We start from the raw sequence: 15,433 nt of genomic DNA on the forward strand, positions 1-15,433 counted from the left end.
GAAATTTAAAAAAATGATATTATAATTCTTTTCAATATAATTATGAAAACACAAGAAATGACACCAGAACAAACCACAGTTACCAAGCCAACCAAAAATAAGGCAAAAGGTCCTAATAAAAAACCAATTTTTGATCCAAATTCACTTAACCCATATAACTTAAACTTTCTGAATATCTGGATTAAATTTCCAAAAAAAATGGTGATGATCTTTATTTCTGCCATTTTATATAACATTGGAATTTCAACATTCTTGGCAAAAGCGGCAACAGTTGCAACCGGATTTTCAGCTTTAGTTCAATCACTAACATATACCGTAACTGCCACAGCGCCTTATTTTGCATACATCTATCTCGCTGTTAACCTTCCAATCATTATTATCTTTTGAAGGAAAAACTCGCGGCTATTTACTTTGCTAACAGTCTATTGATTGATATGGCAAGTAGCGTTCCAATCATTTTTATTAATTCCAGTTATCCATAACTTCTTTGATAAAATTTCAATTTACTACGTTAACTGATATTCACCAAAATCTGAAAATTCAGTTAATTCATTTAGAGCATTGATTCCTTGAAATGTTTATGGAAACTATTTTATGAAATTAAAAGATTTTGATGCTATCGGTATCGAGAAACTTAATAGTATAAATGTTGGACAAACGATGAACATTAATGGTATTATCTACAGCTACAATGATATTCAAAATATTAAGCAATTTCTAGAAACAATTAAAACAGGTTATGCAAATCCAACCTGACCAATTATTATTTATACCGTAATAGGGGGAATATGTGCTGGTTCAGCCGGTGGAATTGCTTGAAAGAATTCAGCTTCAACAGCAGGTAGTGATTTTATTATTTACTACATTTCAAGAAAGAAGAAAAAAAGTGTTGGGCACGTTTCAGTTATTGTATCATTATGTTTTGCCAGCTTTTCAATTCTTTTAATTTCGATTTTAGAATTAACTGGAGCAATTTCAGCTAATAATTCTAAACCAACAAATCATGCTGCCATTTTACTAAGAGCAATTTGTACTGTTGGTTATGTATTTCTTTACAATTTCTTTATTGAACTTATCTATCCAAAATATAAGAAAGTTAAAATTGAAATCTATACTAAAAAACCAGATGCAATCATTGCTCACTTCAAAGCAATTAACTACTGACATGGATATAATATTGCCAGAATGGTATCAGGTTATACTAACACAGAGACAGTTAAGGTTGAAACCTTTGCCTTATATTTAGAGCAAAATATTATTCGTCAAGAAATTCTAAAAGCGGATGCTGATGCTTGGATTACAATAACAAAAATTCATAATATTTTTGGAAAACTAAATACCTCAAAAATTGAGTAAAAAAAAGAGTAGTGAACCTACCTTTTTTATTTTTTATTATTCTAGATCTTTCGCATCTTCGCCGACTTCATCAAGTTTATTAACTCTTGGAATATGACGGTTACCTTCAAATTCAGTTTTTTCTCATTCGTGGAACATTGCTTCAACGTTATTACTTTCTAGTAGTCTACCGCCCATACATAAAACGTTAGCATTGTTGTGTAATTTAGCTAGTTTAGCTTCTTCAACGTTAGTTACTCTAGCACATCTAATTTTCTTAAAACGGTTTAAGGCAATGCTAATTCCAACACCTGAACCACAGAACGCAACATATTTAATATTTGGATCATTATCTTTGACAATTTCTTTGGCAAAATCAATTCCCATATCAGAGTATGAAACTGGCACTTCCGCTGAGGTTGCTCCTCTTAGCTCAACTGTATATCCTTCAGCTTCCAATCTTTTTGCTAGATCTTCTTTAGCTAGATATCCAGCGTGGTCACTTGTAATTTTTACTATCATAAATATTGTCTCCTCTATTTTCTCAATATTTCTTTTGTTTCTACACTAATTATTTGACTAGGTTTTTGTGTCATCTTTCCAAAATTATAGAAACGTTTAATCTTTGGAAAAACTTTTTTAGCTTCTTTGATGCTTTGGCAAACTGGGGTATTTGAGAGGTTGCAACTTGACATATAAATAGGTCCATTTTTTTCTAAAAATGCTAATAATCTCGCTTGGTTAGGCATTCTAAAACCTTGATCATTTACCACAAGCGTTGTCGCACCAGGTCAGTACTGCTTTGCTAGTGATTCAGCCTCTTCATTTCATTGCGAGAAATTTCTCGCTTGTTGAATTGAAGCCACTAAAATTATTAGTTTTTTATTTTTATCACGACCCTTGATTTCGTAGATTAAATTTTTAACGTCATCTTCAACCTTGCCACCAATTCCTAAAACTGTATCGGTAGTTGAAATAAAAAGCTTATCAAATTTGTCAAACACAACCATATTATAGCAAATAAAGATAAAAGATAATATAATAAATGTATGCCAGAATTACCAGAAGTGAAGGTCGTATGCAAGGCCTTAAAAGCAAATATTCTTAATAAAAAGATTAGTGAAATTCTAATTTTCAAACCTAAACTATTTAAAGAAAAATCCCCTAGCACTTTTATTGAAAGTTTAAAAAACAAAATAGTTTTAGATATTAACAATATTGGCAAACATATTATTATAAAATTAAGCGATAATTTGATTTTATTATCGCATTTAAGAATGGAAGGAAAATACCGTTTCTATCAAAAAAATCAAGAAATAAATGATCCTAATTTAGTGATGAAAATTTACTTTGACAGTGGCGAATCTTTGCACTATGTTGATTCACGAATGTTTGGCACTTTTCATCTACGAAATTATGAAAATTATGACAAGATTCTACCGATATCAAAAGTAGCACCTGAGCCTTCAGTGAATATTGCTGAGGATGTTTTTGGCAAAATTCATCGTTCATCCACACCAATTAAGACTAAACTTTTAGATCAAAGCATTGTTGCCGGAATTGGCAATATTTATATCGATGAAGCTTTGTTTGCGGCTAAGATTCATCCAACTACACCATCATCTCACCTATCGCTGTCACAAATTACTGAGATTTTAGAAAATGCTAAAAGTATTATGGACAAGAGTTTTGAAAAAGGTGGAACAACGTTAATTTCATATGAAAGCCTTAATAAGCAAATTGGTGAATATCAAAACTTTCTTAAAATCCACAACGATAAAATCAAAAACTGTTTAGATTGTGGCAAAGCGACAGAAAAAATCAAAGTCAATCAACGCGGTACATACACCTGCCCTAACTGCCAAAAGGTTTATTAATGAATCTGAATTTTGATGAACTACAGGTTGATTTACATGGCTGTGATTCTCTTGAAGCAACTGCAATAGTTTTAAATGCCCTAAAAGAGCTTGAGGAAGATGAATATCACTTCTCTTATACTTTCATTGCTGGCAATGGTAGTGGAGCAATAAAGTTTTTAGTTGAGGATATTCTAGACAAAGAAGGATATAAATACACATATTTGAATAAAAGCAAATCAATAATTAAAGCATTTAAAAAATAATGCTTTTTTATTTCATTTGCCTAGTATTTTAAAATATAATTTAATATAAATAACTTAATATATTCAATTAACATAATAGGAGAAATTTATGGCAAAAAACACATGGGAAATTGCTCTTAAAGCAATTCAAGAGCATGATAATATTTTTATTTTTCATCATATCCGCCCTGATGGTGATTGTTTAGGGTCACAATTTGGACTAAGGGAATTAATAAAGACTAATTTTCCGGAAAAAAATGTCTTTGTTTTAGGAGATAATAACAACATCTTTTCGTTTATGACCTGAGACTTTGACAAATTCGAAGATATTGACAAAAAATATTTTGAGAATTCACTTGGTGTTGTTGTTGATGCTAACAGCTCAAACCGTATTCAATTTGCAAACATTATCTTAGAAAAAAACTTTACTCATTTACTAAGAATTGACCATCACCCCAATGATCCAGATATTGCATATGATTATACTTGAGAGGACGCAACCTTTGCTGCCAGTGCTGAACAGATCGGCTACATTGCGATGAAAGCAAACTTGAAAATATCGCTGCCAACTGCTAAATATTTATATCTAGGAATTAATACTGACTCAAATCGTTTTATGTTTGACTATGTTCAAAAGCGTACTTTTGATGTTGTTTCATATTTACATAGTGCTGAAGGTTTTCATGTTTGAGATATTAACTTTCCTCTTTCAATACGTGAAGAGAAAAGGGTAAAATTTAATGCTCATGTCCTTTTAAATTATAAAAAGGAAGATAAGGTAATTTATTTCCATGTTACTAAAAGATTACTTGATAAATTTGGTTTAACTCCAACTGAAGGAAGTGATGTGGGAATTTTAGCTAATATTGGTGATTGCAAAGTTTGAGCATTATTTATTGACCAACCAGATGGTACAATAAGAGGTAGAGTAAGAAGTAATGAAATTTGAATTAACCATGTTTGTGAAAAATATGCGCCTGGCGGTGGTCATGAATTAGCGGCTGGTGCTACATGCCATAATAGTCGCGATATTCGCGCTTTAATTGATGATTTAAAAGCTGAGGTGAAGAAATATGATTAACATTAGTACAGAAAAAAAACAATTATTCCAAGAAATTGAAGCCAAAATTAAAAAATATAAAAATATTGTTGTCTTCCATCACATTCGTCCTGATGGCGACTGTTTAGGATCACAATTTGGAATGAAAGCCTTAATTGAGGAAAATTTTAAAGATAAAAATGTTTATGCCATTGGTGATGCTAAAGGAAGTTTTTCATATCTAGACTTTGCTATGGATGAACTTCCTTTTGCAAAGCTAGAAAACTCACTAGCAATTATTGTTGATGCTAATTACAAAGAACGTCTAGAAAAACGTGAATACCTAGACAGCAATTTATTTGACGATGTTATTCGCATTGACCACCATCCGAATGAAGATGACCTAAATGCCTCAATTAGATGAATTGAGGCGGAAGCTCCAGCTGCTGCTCAACAAGTTACAGAACTGGCCTATGCTCTTAATTGAAAATTGAATGCAAAGGCTGCTACATATTTATATCTAGGAATTTACACTGATTCAGTGCGTCTAACTACTAATGTGACAAATGATAGAACTATGTTTTTAGTGTCTTGACTATGAGCAAATAAAGCCAATAAAGATTTAATTCACACTGAAATGGCCAAACGCTCACTATCTGATATTCGCATTAATGCTTTTATTCAACAAAATATGCATATTGCCAATGGTGTTGTATGATTTTACTTTACCCTTGAAGATCAAAAGAAATTTGGAATTGATGATCCACTAAAAGCTAACCGTCCTTTTACATTAGCTTCAATTGATGATAATAAGGCATGAGTGTTCTTTACTCAAGAAAAAGAAAATCAAATCCGTTGTGAATTTCGTTCAAATGGTTGTGCTGTTCGCAACGTCGCAGTAAAATGAGGAGGTGGTGGCCATCACCGCGCCTCAGGGGCTCAAATTAGCGATGCTAAATTAATTCCTGAAATTGTTAAAGATTTAGAAGCTGAAACTAAAAATCTTGCTGAATATGAATAAACAAAAACGCCGCTTCGGCGTTTTCATATTATAAAGTTCAGAAAAAGATAAAAAAAATGGGGCGTTCGATGGGAATCGAACCCACGTATGCCGGAGCCACAACCCGGAGCGTTAACCACTTCGCCACGAACGCCATTAATTTTGCCTACTTATTTTATCATATTTTTGCTTTGATTAGTAATTTTTTGCATTTATCTTTATTTTTATAAATAAGTAAATTATTCACAAAATTTATTATAAAATTATTGAGCACGGCTAACTGCTGCATTTAATAATGTAGAGGAAAATCCGCTCTAGCACTTGCTGAGATGCAAGTAGTGATCATGCTAGACCCAATAAGTCTAGGCAACTTGAAAAAGTTGACAACTAGTGCAACAGAGACGAGCTTATTAAGTTAAGATGCAACGATGTAAACTTCATGAGTTAGAAACCCAAATTTTGGTAGGGGAATTAGGCCAATGGAATTCAACAAAGGTCTGAAAACTATATTCACTATAGTTTAGATAAATAGTTAGCACTACATTTTTAGATGTTTAATCATCATGAAAGTAGTACAAAAAGCGGTTTATAGTGTAAGAAAAAGGTCGCCTCCCGACCTTTTTTTCTTATTTTATTCAACAATCTAGTTTACTTTAGTCTCTCTAAATATTAAAATAAAAAAAGCAGAAGATTTGCTATTAGTAATATTCACGTGTGTCGTTTGAATATTTATAGTAGATTTCTTCTAGCGCTTTAAATATTTCTAATTTTAATTTCTTAACATTTGACTGATTTTGGGCATTAGCTCTAATGCTTGGATATTTATCAGCAATTGTCTTACGGGTTAGTTCATGAAATGGTAGCCCCTCATCACTAAGGTTTCTAAATTTAATGGCAGTATCTAGAAATCTTGTTGTTGATTGTAAATTAAGTTTATAACGTTCACATAGTTCAATAATATCATTGCGATAATGCTCTCTTAGGTTAATATCAAAATTCATCGTAATTACTTCTGGTTTTTCATTTGAAATGTTTTGCTTATTAATGAAATCCATAATTAAGGATTTTTTGGATTTCAAATTAATGTTACTATCAATTTTTTTGACAACAATATCAATAATATCTTGTTTTGATTTATCTTTATTTTCCACAATTAAATTTAGAATGTAATCGATATTGATATCATCTTGTTGAAGAAGCTCAATTTCAAAGCTAACATCTTTATTAATTTTTTCAGTTTCATTGTCACTAATTTTCTTATACTTTTGGTAGAGATCAATGTAGTATGATTTGTAGTTATCAAATTGATATGGTGAAATTACTGTTAATTTCTTAAAATCCTCAAATGATGAGAGAATATTTCTCAATTTTAGAATTTTATTAAATAGCGAAATAAATTTCTTTTCATCTTGTGCTGTCATTGATTGAAAGTCTGTTAATTCAATTTTTAGTACTTGCTTAATGAGTTCATTTCATCCTTCATGGTGATGATTGCTTTCATCTGTATAGCCGTTAATGTAATCATTAAATGGACGTAGCAAAATGATGTTTTGTGAGTCTTTATCATTACCAAAAATTCTTAGAGCATCATCTTGTTGTTTTTTTATATTTTGAAAGCAAACAATGTTCCCAAAATTTTTTATGTCATTTAATATTCGGTTTGTTCTTGAAAAAGCTTGAATTAGACCGTGATGAGATAAAAATTTATCAACAAAAAGTGTATTCAAAACTTTAGCATCAAATCCGGTTAAAAACATGTTAACAACAATTAGCAAGTCAAGTTCCCGATTTTTCATCTTCAAACTAACATCTTTGTAGTATCCCTGGAATCGATTGCTATCAATTCCCCAATTGGTATGAAAGGTCTTATTATACTCATCAATTGCTGATCTTAGAAACTCTTTATCAGTCAAATTTAAATTATCAATTGATTCATAGTTCTCATCAATTTCATCAAAATTAGTTTGATAATCTCTTCCACCTTGATTTTCTTCATAACTATAAATAATGGCGATTTTAAGTTTCTTGCTTTCGCCTTTATCTTTTTGTAAATTAGTAAGGGTTTTGTAATAGGCTTGTGTCATTTCAATGTTTTTCGTTGCCAGTAGTGCGTTAAATCCCTTAATTTCAACTTTAACTAAACTACCTTCATCATTACTGCCCTTTGTTTTTTGAATGTAGTAATCATATAGCGATGATTTGTCATCTGTTCGTTTGGTTAATCGATTAAAGTTCTCTAATATAAATTGTGAAATTTTAGTAATTCTTTCTGGACTAATTAAAGCACTATCCTTATCAATTGAAACAATTTGCTTATCAGGAAATTCATTACTATGGAATTTCCCTTGATATTCAACTCTAAATGGAAGAACATTACCATCCTCAATTCCATCGATAATTGTGTATTTATGCAACTGTGGTCCAAAAATGTCTTCAGTTGTTTGTGGAATATCTGAATTCACTATTAGTCCGGCATTTACTTGCTTATCAATGCCTAGATTGGCATTATCTTTAAAAATTGGGGTACCAGTAAAGCCAAATAAAATGGCATTTTTAAATTTTGAAGTAATATTCTTATGAAATTTTCCAAATTGTGAACGGTGACATTCATCAAAGATAATAACAGTGCGCTTACTAAATATTTCTTTGTTCTCCCTATAATTCTTATCTTGACATAGTTTATTTAGTTTTTGAATGGTAGTAACAATTACTTTATTCGCATCTAAATTACTGTTAAGCTGTTCAATTAACTTCCTTGTCGAAATATTTGATTGGGCTGCACCTTTTTCAAATGCTTCATATTCTTTAATAGTTTGATAGTCAAGTTCGCGACGATCAACAACAAATAGCACTTTATCAATTTCCGGTTGATCTTTTAGTAGAGTCGCGACTTTAAATGAGGTAAGAGTTTTCCCCGAACCGGTGGTGTGTCAAATATATCCGCCAGCATGTTTCTTTTTAAACATATTATCCATAGGATTTTTTATTGCATAGTCAACTTTTTGTAAAATTTTTTCTGTTGCAGCAATTTGATATGGCCGCATTATTAGCAATTTTCTATTAGAATTAAAAACTGAATATTTACAGATAATATTTAATAGAACTTTACGCTGGAAAAAAGTTTCTGTAAAGTCAATTAGGTCCTCAATATGTTTATTAGAGATATCGGTTCAGAACGAAGTAAAATTAAAGGTGTTTAGTCCCTTTTTTTGTTTTTGGTCATCCTCATTAATAATTTGGTTGTAGGCATTGTCTAAAATTGTATTTGAATAGTATTTAGTTTGTGTACCATTGGAAATAACAAACATTTCGACAAAGTCATAGATTTTTTTATCATCTTTGCTCATACTTTCATTTTTATAGCGTGCAATTTGATTGAATGCCTGCATTAGATCGACACCACGTCTTTTTAGCTCAATGTGAACTAGTGGCAGTCCATTGATAAGCACTGTCACATCATAACGATTTGCATCTGAGCCACTTTTGCTTTTAAATTGGTTTATTACCTGAAAACTATTGCGTGTTCAATTCTTTTTATCAATTATGAATATATTTGTGTATTCGCCATTGTCTTTCTTTAATTCATAGTAGTAATTTTTTTGAATCTTTTCAGTCTTATCAACAAAAGTTTCATCTTCACGTAGAAGATATTCATTTTGAAATCTCTTTCATTCATTATCAGTAAACTTATAGTTATTTAATTTTTCAATTTGAGCTCGCAAATTTTCAATCATGTCATCAATATTATGAATGTGACTAGCATACTGATAGCCTTGAGAGCTTAGTTGTTTAATAAATGCTTCTTCTAATTCTGCTTCACTTTCAGATCAGAATTTTGAATTACCCTTATTCTTTGAAAAATCAAATTGATAGACCATTGTGTCTAGGTCAATATTTTCTGATAATATTTTATTTTCTTTCATCTACTACCTCATTATTATCAAAATCAAGTAATTTATTAAAATAATATTGATATTGCTTATCCCTTAGCTCAATTTCTTTGAGAAGTTCGTTATTTAGTTTGTCTATGTATGAACTAAGTTTATCTAATGTTTCAACTATTTCTTTTTGAATTTCAATTGGTGGAATTGGAATCTCTATATTTAAGATTCTCTTTTTAGATACATTATATCTAGTAGTTCCGAAAGAACAATTAATTAGCATATCTCTTAAACTTTTGCACCTAAAAAGATATTTTGAAAATTCAGGATCAAAATAGTTTTGATTAAATCTATAAATAAAACAGAAACTGTTTAAAAAAATGTTTTCGTTAGGTTCAAAGCAAACAACAGAACTAGTTACAGATTCATCTTTGGTTTCAGACGAACCGGTAAACAATATGTCACCATATTTAATATTGTTTTGTTTTTCATCTGGACTCACGAAAACACTATCTAAATCTAGTTGGTCAACACTCATATTTTTAAATATATTTTTATATGGCACATATTTCGAGTTTAAATTATTATTAAAATCTGTTTTACTTTTACCTTTTAATCCACCCAAAATTGTGCCTAAATTACTCATTTTTTCTCACACAATGTTATTGCAATTATATTTTTTTAATAGATTAGCAAGTATAGAGTTATGTTCAGAAATATTTCTTTTGAAGTCCAACAATTTATTAAAGTAATATATATACTGTTCAGTTATTAATTCTATTTCACTTGTAAGTTTATGCTTTAAATTTTCCTTTATAACATAAAATTTGTCAATAGTTTCTACAATTTCATTTTGAATATTTATATTTGGTAACTTAATTTTTAAATTCATTAATTGAAGCATGTCTGGATGTTGTATCCCAGCACCGCGATAATAGCCATTAATAATATCATTATTGTTTTTTAGTCAATAATAAACATATTTCAAATTTACGGTTTCATTCTTTTTATACATTAGAATATTACCTGCATCTATAAACTGTCCATTGTAGTATTTAATATTTGCAACTCCTCCCGATGGAATGAATATAACTTCTCCATTATTAATAAAATCGTTACTCTCCAGATAATCCTCACTAGCGAATTTAAAAATTGGTCCAGTAGTTGATAGTGCAATATCCCCCTTGCCACAATTCTTAATATTATTTACTATTGCTGCCGAAACGTGTACATAGTTAATTATTCTATTTTGGTCGTTGTGTTTTCATCCGCTTAATCTTCGGTCAATATTGCAAATTTCATACAATTTAAATTCATTAATTATTTTTTTCATCTTGACCCTTAATTTTATTATTTATATTAACTATTATTTGATCAATATTTTGTCTTAATTCATTTACTTTTCTTGAAATATTCTCAATATTGTTATTTAATACATCAATATCAATAACTTCTCTTGTGTCCTTTTCAATAACATACTGAGATATGGACAAATTGTAATCATTTTCAGCAATTTGAGTTTCATTAATAAGTTTTGAAAAATGAGGGATTTCTTTTTTAAATCTTATTGTATCAACAATATAGTCAATATTTTCTTTTGATAATTTGTTTTTGCTATCAACGCGAACAAATTCTTTAGTTGCATCAATAAAGAAAATATTTCTGTCTGTATTATTTTTGTTTTTTCTAAAGAGGATAACACATGTTGATATAGTATTACCGAAAAATAAATCTGAAGGAAGTTGAATAATTGAATCAATAAAATTATTTTCAACAAGATACTGTCTAATCTTTTTCTCAGCTCCACTACGGTACAAAATTCCTGGAAATTCAACAACTGCAGCAGATCCATTAGCCTTTAAATGATAAAGAATATGCATAATAAATGCAAAATCGGCCTTTGAAGATGGCGCTAAAACTCCAGCCGGCGAAAACCTGGCATCGGAAAGTAAAGTGGGATCATTTTTTCCTTCTCACCTAGTTGAATAAGGAGGATTTGCAGCAATAATATCAAATTCCTTGCCAGCAAATAAATCTTTTCCTAAAGTATCGCCAAAAGCGATTTTGAAATTAGTAAAATCCATACCATGTAAAAACATATTTATTCTTGAAAGATTATATGTTGTTCCATTTATTTCTTGTCCGTATAATCGCAGACTATTAGCCTTTTCTTTATCGACAAGTTTTATAAATTTTAGCAGTAGAGATCCTGAACCACAAGTTGGATCATAAATAGTTGTTATGTCATTTTTAATCCCTCGATTTGGATCATTAAAATCAATCAGTGTTAGTCTTGCAAGTAATTCACTAACTTCCTGAGGGGTAAAATATTCACCTCCTGATTTTCCAGCATTTTGAGCATACATACCAATTAAATATTCATAGGCATCTCCAAAGATATCAATTTCATGGTCTTCAAATTCTCCAAAATTCACTCCATTAATTGCTTCAATAACTTTATATAATTTTTTATTTCTATCCGCTACATTGGCACCTAGCTTAGGATTGTCAATTTTAATATCGCTAAAAAGGTCTTGAAAGTCGTTTTCTGAACTTTTTCCTTTTGAACTATCATAAATCTGATTAAAAGTTTCTCTTAAAATTTGATTTAAGTTTTCTTGGTTATTAGTTTTTGCAACATTTTGGAATAGTTGTGATGGTTTTAGAGAATATCCTAAAGTAGTTGCGATATCATTAGAAATATCATCAGTAAATTCTTCATCCTTTCATTGATCAAATGGAAGATCGCCTGGATATGTTTCAGCAAAATGTTTGATAATTTTTTTCGATAAGTAATAGTAAAATAAAAAACTGAGAACGTAATCTTTAAACTCTCATGGGTCAAGATTATTTCTTAAGTCATTAGCTATTTTTCATATTTTGTTAAATAATAGCTTTTTGTGTTCGCTACTTTTCATATTGTTGTCCTTTGTAATAAATGTTATTTTTATTATAGCAAATTAATGGTTATTAACTCGATATAATTCATTACTTAAAAACCTAATGCAAATTTATTAAAAATATTTAATCCCATAGATCTAAATTAAAAGGATATGAAAAATACTATTAAACAGTTAATTTAGGTGACTGTTATGAGCTTAAATTTATTGCTTATTACCCTAAAAATGTTAATAAGAAAGTAAATAAGAAAATTTTTCTTGGATTTTCTTAATTTTTTCGTCATTTTGCAACATCTGTTTTATTTTTTATTAAATTTAGAATAGGAGAGAAAAATGAATGACTTTTTATTATATTTTAGTATGAAATACTGCGGGGATTGGGACAGTATTTATAAGGCGATTAAATCATATGAAAAAATTGATGAAGATAAAATTGTTGAGTATATCAACCTAGATAACATTAAAGATCGCAAATATATTAGTATTTTAGATGAACAATATCCAGACCATTTTAGTTATCTAAGAAAGCCACCTTTTATTATTTATTATTATGGCAACATTGACATTTTGTATAATAGTAAAAAAATATGCTTAGCTGGAAATTATGAAACTGAAGGTGCTAATAAAATTTTAAATAATCTAGATTTTAAGAATAAGGAATTTGTCTATGTCTCAGAGTATTGATCTGGATTTGACAGCAAAATTGTTGAAAAGATTTTAGAAAATAATCAAAAATTAATAATTGTTTTAAATTGTGGCATTGAATATTTCAAAGCAATTAACAATTCTAAAATTTTTGAAAACCCTAATGTTTTGTTAATTACTGAATATCCAAATAATTACCATCCGACAAAAAAATCATTGTTTGCGAGAAATCGAATTTTGGGAGCAATTGCTAAAAATTTAGTGCTTATTTCTTCAACAAATCACAAAATGATGCCAATTGTTGATAACTTTATTGAATATGGCAAAGATGTTTTTTGCTTTGTTTTGGAAGATGATGAGAAAAATGACAATATTGAACTAGTAAACTGTGGAGCTAAATTAATTACAAATCTAAATCAGGTACCATAATAAAGCGCCTGCTTTTTATTTTTTATTATAAAATTATAATTGTATGAATTTTAAATTATAAAAGGAGATTTATGACACCACATATAAATGCAAAAGATGGTGCTTTTGCAAAGTTAGTTTTAATGCCTGGAGATCCATTACGGGCAAAATATATCGCTGATAAATATTTAGAAAATGTTGAACTTGTTTCAGATGTAAGAAATGTTCTAATGTATACCGGATATTATAATGGAAATAAAGTATCTGTTTGTGCTTCAGGAATGGGAGTGCCTTCAATTGGTATTTACTCATATGAATTATTTAGCCAATATGGAGTTGAAGCAATTGTTAGAATTGGTTCAGCCGGTTCATTCAAAGCAGAAGTTAAAAATTATGAAATGGTTTTAGCTTCAGAGGCTTACAGTGATAGCACATCATTCAGAAAGAACATTGTTGGTGATGATAGCAATATTGCTAAACCAAATGCTAACTTAAACGAGTTAATTAAAAAACATGCTAAAAAATTAAATATGAATGTTCATGAAGGAAGAATATTATCTGAAGATGCATTCTACTCAGATATTCCTGCCCTAGAACGTGCAAAAAAATCAGGTGATTCAATTTGTGTTGAAATGGAAGCTTACGGTTTATTCACAGTCGCAGAAAGATTGAATAAAAAAGCTGCAACACTTCTTACAATTTCAGATAATCTAATTACACATGAATATACAACAAGTGAGGAAAGACAAAACTCATTTAATGAAATGATGAAATTGGCCTTATCATTGGCTGAGGAGTTCAAATAAAATGCGTTTTATCGACATTATCACTAAGAAATCAGAGAATAAGGAATTAACAAAGGAAGAAATTAATTTTTTCATTGATAATTATGTTAAAGAATATATTCCTGATTATCAAGTGTCTGCCTTGCTAATGGCCATTAGATTAAATGGTCTTTCAGATACCGAAACTGCTTATTTAACTGATGCCATGATGCATTCTGGCGAAGTTTTAGATTGATCATTTTTAAAGAAAACTATTGTTGATAAACACTCAACTGGTGGAGTTGGAGATAAGGTAAGTATTGCTTTATGTCCAATTCTAGCATCCCTTGGATTAACGGTAGCAAAAATGTCAGGAAGAGGACTAGGTCACACTGGTGGAACTCTCGACAAACTAGAATCTATTGAAGGATATAACATTTTACTATCGGATAAAGAATTTAAGGATACTGTAAAAGAACACAATATTGCTGTTATTGGCCAGAACACAAATTTGGTTCCAGCTGATAAGAAAATTTATGCTCTTCGTGATGTTACTGCTACAGTTCAATCGATTCCTCTAATAGCATCTTCAATCATGTCAAAAAAATTAGCAACTGGATCTAATTGTATTTTACTTGATGTTAAATGTGGCGATGGTGCATTTATGAAAAACATTGATGAAGCCAAAAAACTTGGCAAGTTAATGATTGAAATTGGTAAAAAGTTAGGAAGAAAAATTGCTGTTGAAATAACAAATATGGATCAACCTTTAGGTAGAACAATTGGTAATAAAATTGAAATTTTAGAAGCTGTTGAAACATTACAAGGTCATGGTCCTAAAGATTTTACCGAAATTATTTATTCATCAGGATCAACACTCTTAGTATTAGCCGGCGTAGTTAAAGATGAAGTGGCTGCACGTGCTATGATTGATGAAGCCATTAGTAGCGGTAAAGCATATGACAAATTCAAAGAATGAATTAAAGCACAAGGTGGAAAAGTTGAATTACTTGATAATCCTAAATGATTTAATCCAAAACACAAATATGAAATTAAATCAAAAGCCGAAGGTTATCTAAAAATTAATTCAGCTATTGCCTTTGGACTTGTAGCAATGAAATTAGGCGCTGGAAGATCTAAAAAAGAAGATAGCATCGATTTTGAAGCAGGAATTTATTTGAATAAATCTTCAAATGATTATGTAAAAGTTAATGACATTCTATTCACTTTATACTCTTCAAAAGAAATTGACATGAATTTAGAAAAAGAAATTTTAGATGCTATAGAATTTAGTAGTAACAAGCATGAAATTCAAGAGGTTTTTGCGAAATTATACTAATTAATAATAAAATACGGAGTA

General features: G+C 29.8%; 13 protein-coding genes, 1 tRNA gene and 1 other RNA gene. 9 read left to right on the top strand and 6 right to left on the bottom strand.

What is annotated here, in order from left to right:
* The first annotated feature begins 42 nt into the window (after nucleotides 1-42).
* Entirely contained in the window at nucleotides 43-1,356 is a 1,314-nt protein-coding gene (locus tag HGG64_RS02085) for a YitT family protein (protein ID WP_169580308.1), read from the top strand.
* A 36-nt stretch (nucleotides 1,357-1,392) separates the two neighbouring features.
* On the opposite strand, the gene HGG64_RS02090 is transcribed toward HGG64_RS02085, so the two are convergent.
* Complete coding sequence (locus HGG64_RS02090; RefSeq protein WP_205852851.1) at nucleotides 1,393-1,857, bottom strand: RpiB/LacA/LacB family sugar-phosphate isomerase; 465 nt, start codon at nucleotides 1,855-1,857, stop codon at nucleotides 1,393-1,395.
* 14 nt (nucleotides 1,858-1,871) lie between these two features.
* Nucleotides 1,872-2,339 carry an L-threonylcarbamoyladenylate synthase gene (locus HGG64_RS02095; RefSeq protein ID WP_169580309.1) on the bottom strand — a complete coding sequence of 156 codons (468 nt, stop codon included), beginning with the start codon at nucleotides 2,337-2,339 and terminating at the stop codon, nucleotides 1,872-1,874.
* A 45-nt stretch (nucleotides 2,340-2,384) separates the two neighbouring features.
* Here HGG64_RS02095 and mutM point away from each other — a divergent pair, with 45 nt between their 5' ends.
* The 4 genes from mutM (at nucleotide 2,385) to nrnA (HGG64_RS02115) (ending at nucleotide 5,496) form a co-directional block, all read left to right on the top strand.
* Complete coding sequence (gene mutM, locus HGG64_RS02100) at nucleotides 2,385-3,212, top strand: DNA-formamidopyrimidine glycosylase (protein WP_169580310.1); 828 nt, start codon at nucleotides 2,385-2,387, stop codon at nucleotides 3,210-3,212.
* Nucleotides 3,212-3,457, top strand: coding sequence for a DNA mismatch repair protein MutS (locus tag HGG64_RS02105; RefSeq protein WP_240939120.1), 246 nt, complete (start codon nucleotides 3,212-3,214; stop codon nucleotides 3,455-3,457). Before mutM ends, HGG64_RS02105 begins: the two co-directional genes overlap by 1 nt.
* Nucleotides 3,458-3,545: 88 nt before the next feature.
* Complete coding sequence (nrnA, locus tag HGG64_RS02110) at nucleotides 3,546-4,517, top strand: bifunctional oligoribonuclease/PAP phosphatase NrnA (RefSeq protein ID WP_169580311.1); 972 nt, start codon at nucleotides 3,546-3,548, stop codon at nucleotides 4,515-4,517.
* Nucleotides 4,510-5,496 carry a bifunctional oligoribonuclease/PAP phosphatase NrnA gene (nrnA, locus tag HGG64_RS02115; protein ID WP_169580312.1) on the top strand — a complete coding sequence of 329 codons (987 nt, stop codon included), beginning with the start codon at nucleotides 4,510-4,512 and terminating at the stop codon, nucleotides 5,494-5,496. The genes nrnA (HGG64_RS02110) and nrnA (HGG64_RS02115) overlap by 8 nt, the downstream gene beginning before the upstream one ends.
* A gap of 57 nt (nucleotides 5,497-5,553) precedes the next feature.
* Here nrnA (HGG64_RS02115) and HGG64_RS02120 read toward each other — a convergent pair.
* A tRNA-His gene (locus HGG64_RS02120) sits at nucleotides 5,554-5,629 on the bottom strand.
* Nucleotides 5,630-5,743: 114 nt separating this feature from the next.
* On the opposite strand from HGG64_RS02120, the gene rnpB reads away from it, so the two are divergent.
* Nucleotides 5,744-6,069: RNase P RNA component class B (gene rnpB, locus HGG64_RS02125), an RNA gene on the top strand.
* Between the two features lie 104 nt (nucleotides 6,070-6,173).
* Here the strand turns inward: rnpB and HGG64_RS02130 are convergent.
* Genes HGG64_RS02130 through HGG64_RS02140 form a run of 3 tightly spaced genes read right to left on the bottom strand, consistent with a single transcriptional unit; the run spans nucleotide 6,174 to nucleotide 12,274 of the window.
* Complete coding sequence (locus HGG64_RS02130) at nucleotides 6,174-9,398, bottom strand: type I restriction endonuclease subunit R (RefSeq protein ID WP_169580313.1); 3,225 nt, start codon at nucleotides 9,396-9,398, stop codon at nucleotides 6,174-6,176.
* The gene (locus HGG64_RS02135) at nucleotides 9,385-10,689 is read right to left on the bottom strand and encodes a restriction endonuclease subunit S (protein WP_169580314.1); all 1,305 of its coding nucleotides are present in this window, start codon (nucleotides 10,687-10,689) and stop codon (nucleotides 9,385-9,387) included. The genes HGG64_RS02130 and HGG64_RS02135 overlap by 14 nt, the downstream gene beginning before the upstream one ends.
* A complete protein-coding gene (locus HGG64_RS02140; protein WP_169580315.1) occupies nucleotides 10,673-12,274 on the bottom strand; it encodes a type I restriction-modification system subunit M in 1,602 nt (533 codons plus the stop codon). The genes HGG64_RS02135 and HGG64_RS02140 overlap by 17 nt, the downstream gene beginning before the upstream one ends.
* Before the next feature lie 315 nt (nucleotides 12,275-12,589).
* On the opposite strand from HGG64_RS02140, the gene HGG64_RS02145 reads away from it, so the two are divergent.
* The 3 genes from HGG64_RS02145 to HGG64_RS02155 all read left to right on the top strand — a co-directional run bounded on the left by HGG64_RS02145 (nucleotide 12,590) and on the right by HGG64_RS02155 (nucleotide 15,412).
* A complete protein-coding gene (locus HGG64_RS02145) occupies nucleotides 12,590-13,330 on the top strand; it encodes a DNA-processing protein DprA (protein ID WP_169580316.1) in 741 nt (246 codons plus the stop codon).
* Between the two features lie 71 nt (nucleotides 13,331-13,401).
* Nucleotides 13,402-14,115: a purine-nucleoside phosphorylase gene (gene deoD / locus HGG64_RS02150; protein ID WP_169580317.1), complete on the top strand. Its 714-nt coding sequence runs from the start codon at nucleotides 13,402-13,404 to the stop codon at nucleotides 14,113-14,115.
* A 1-nt stretch (nucleotide 14,116) separates the two neighbouring features.
* Nucleotides 14,117-15,412 (top strand): thymidine phosphorylase, encoded by a 1,296-nt coding sequence (locus tag HGG64_RS02155; protein WP_169580318.1) that lies wholly within the window; start codon nucleotides 14,117-14,119, stop codon nucleotides 15,410-15,412.
* The last annotated feature ends 21 nt before the right edge of the window (nucleotides 15,413-15,433 follow it).

Origin of the sequence: Mycoplasma phocoeninasale (assembly GCF_012934885.1) — a bacterium.
Taxonomy (GTDB): Bacteria; Bacillota_I; Bacilli_A; order Mycoplasmatales; family Metamycoplasmataceae; genus Metamycoplasma; species Metamycoplasma phocoeninasale.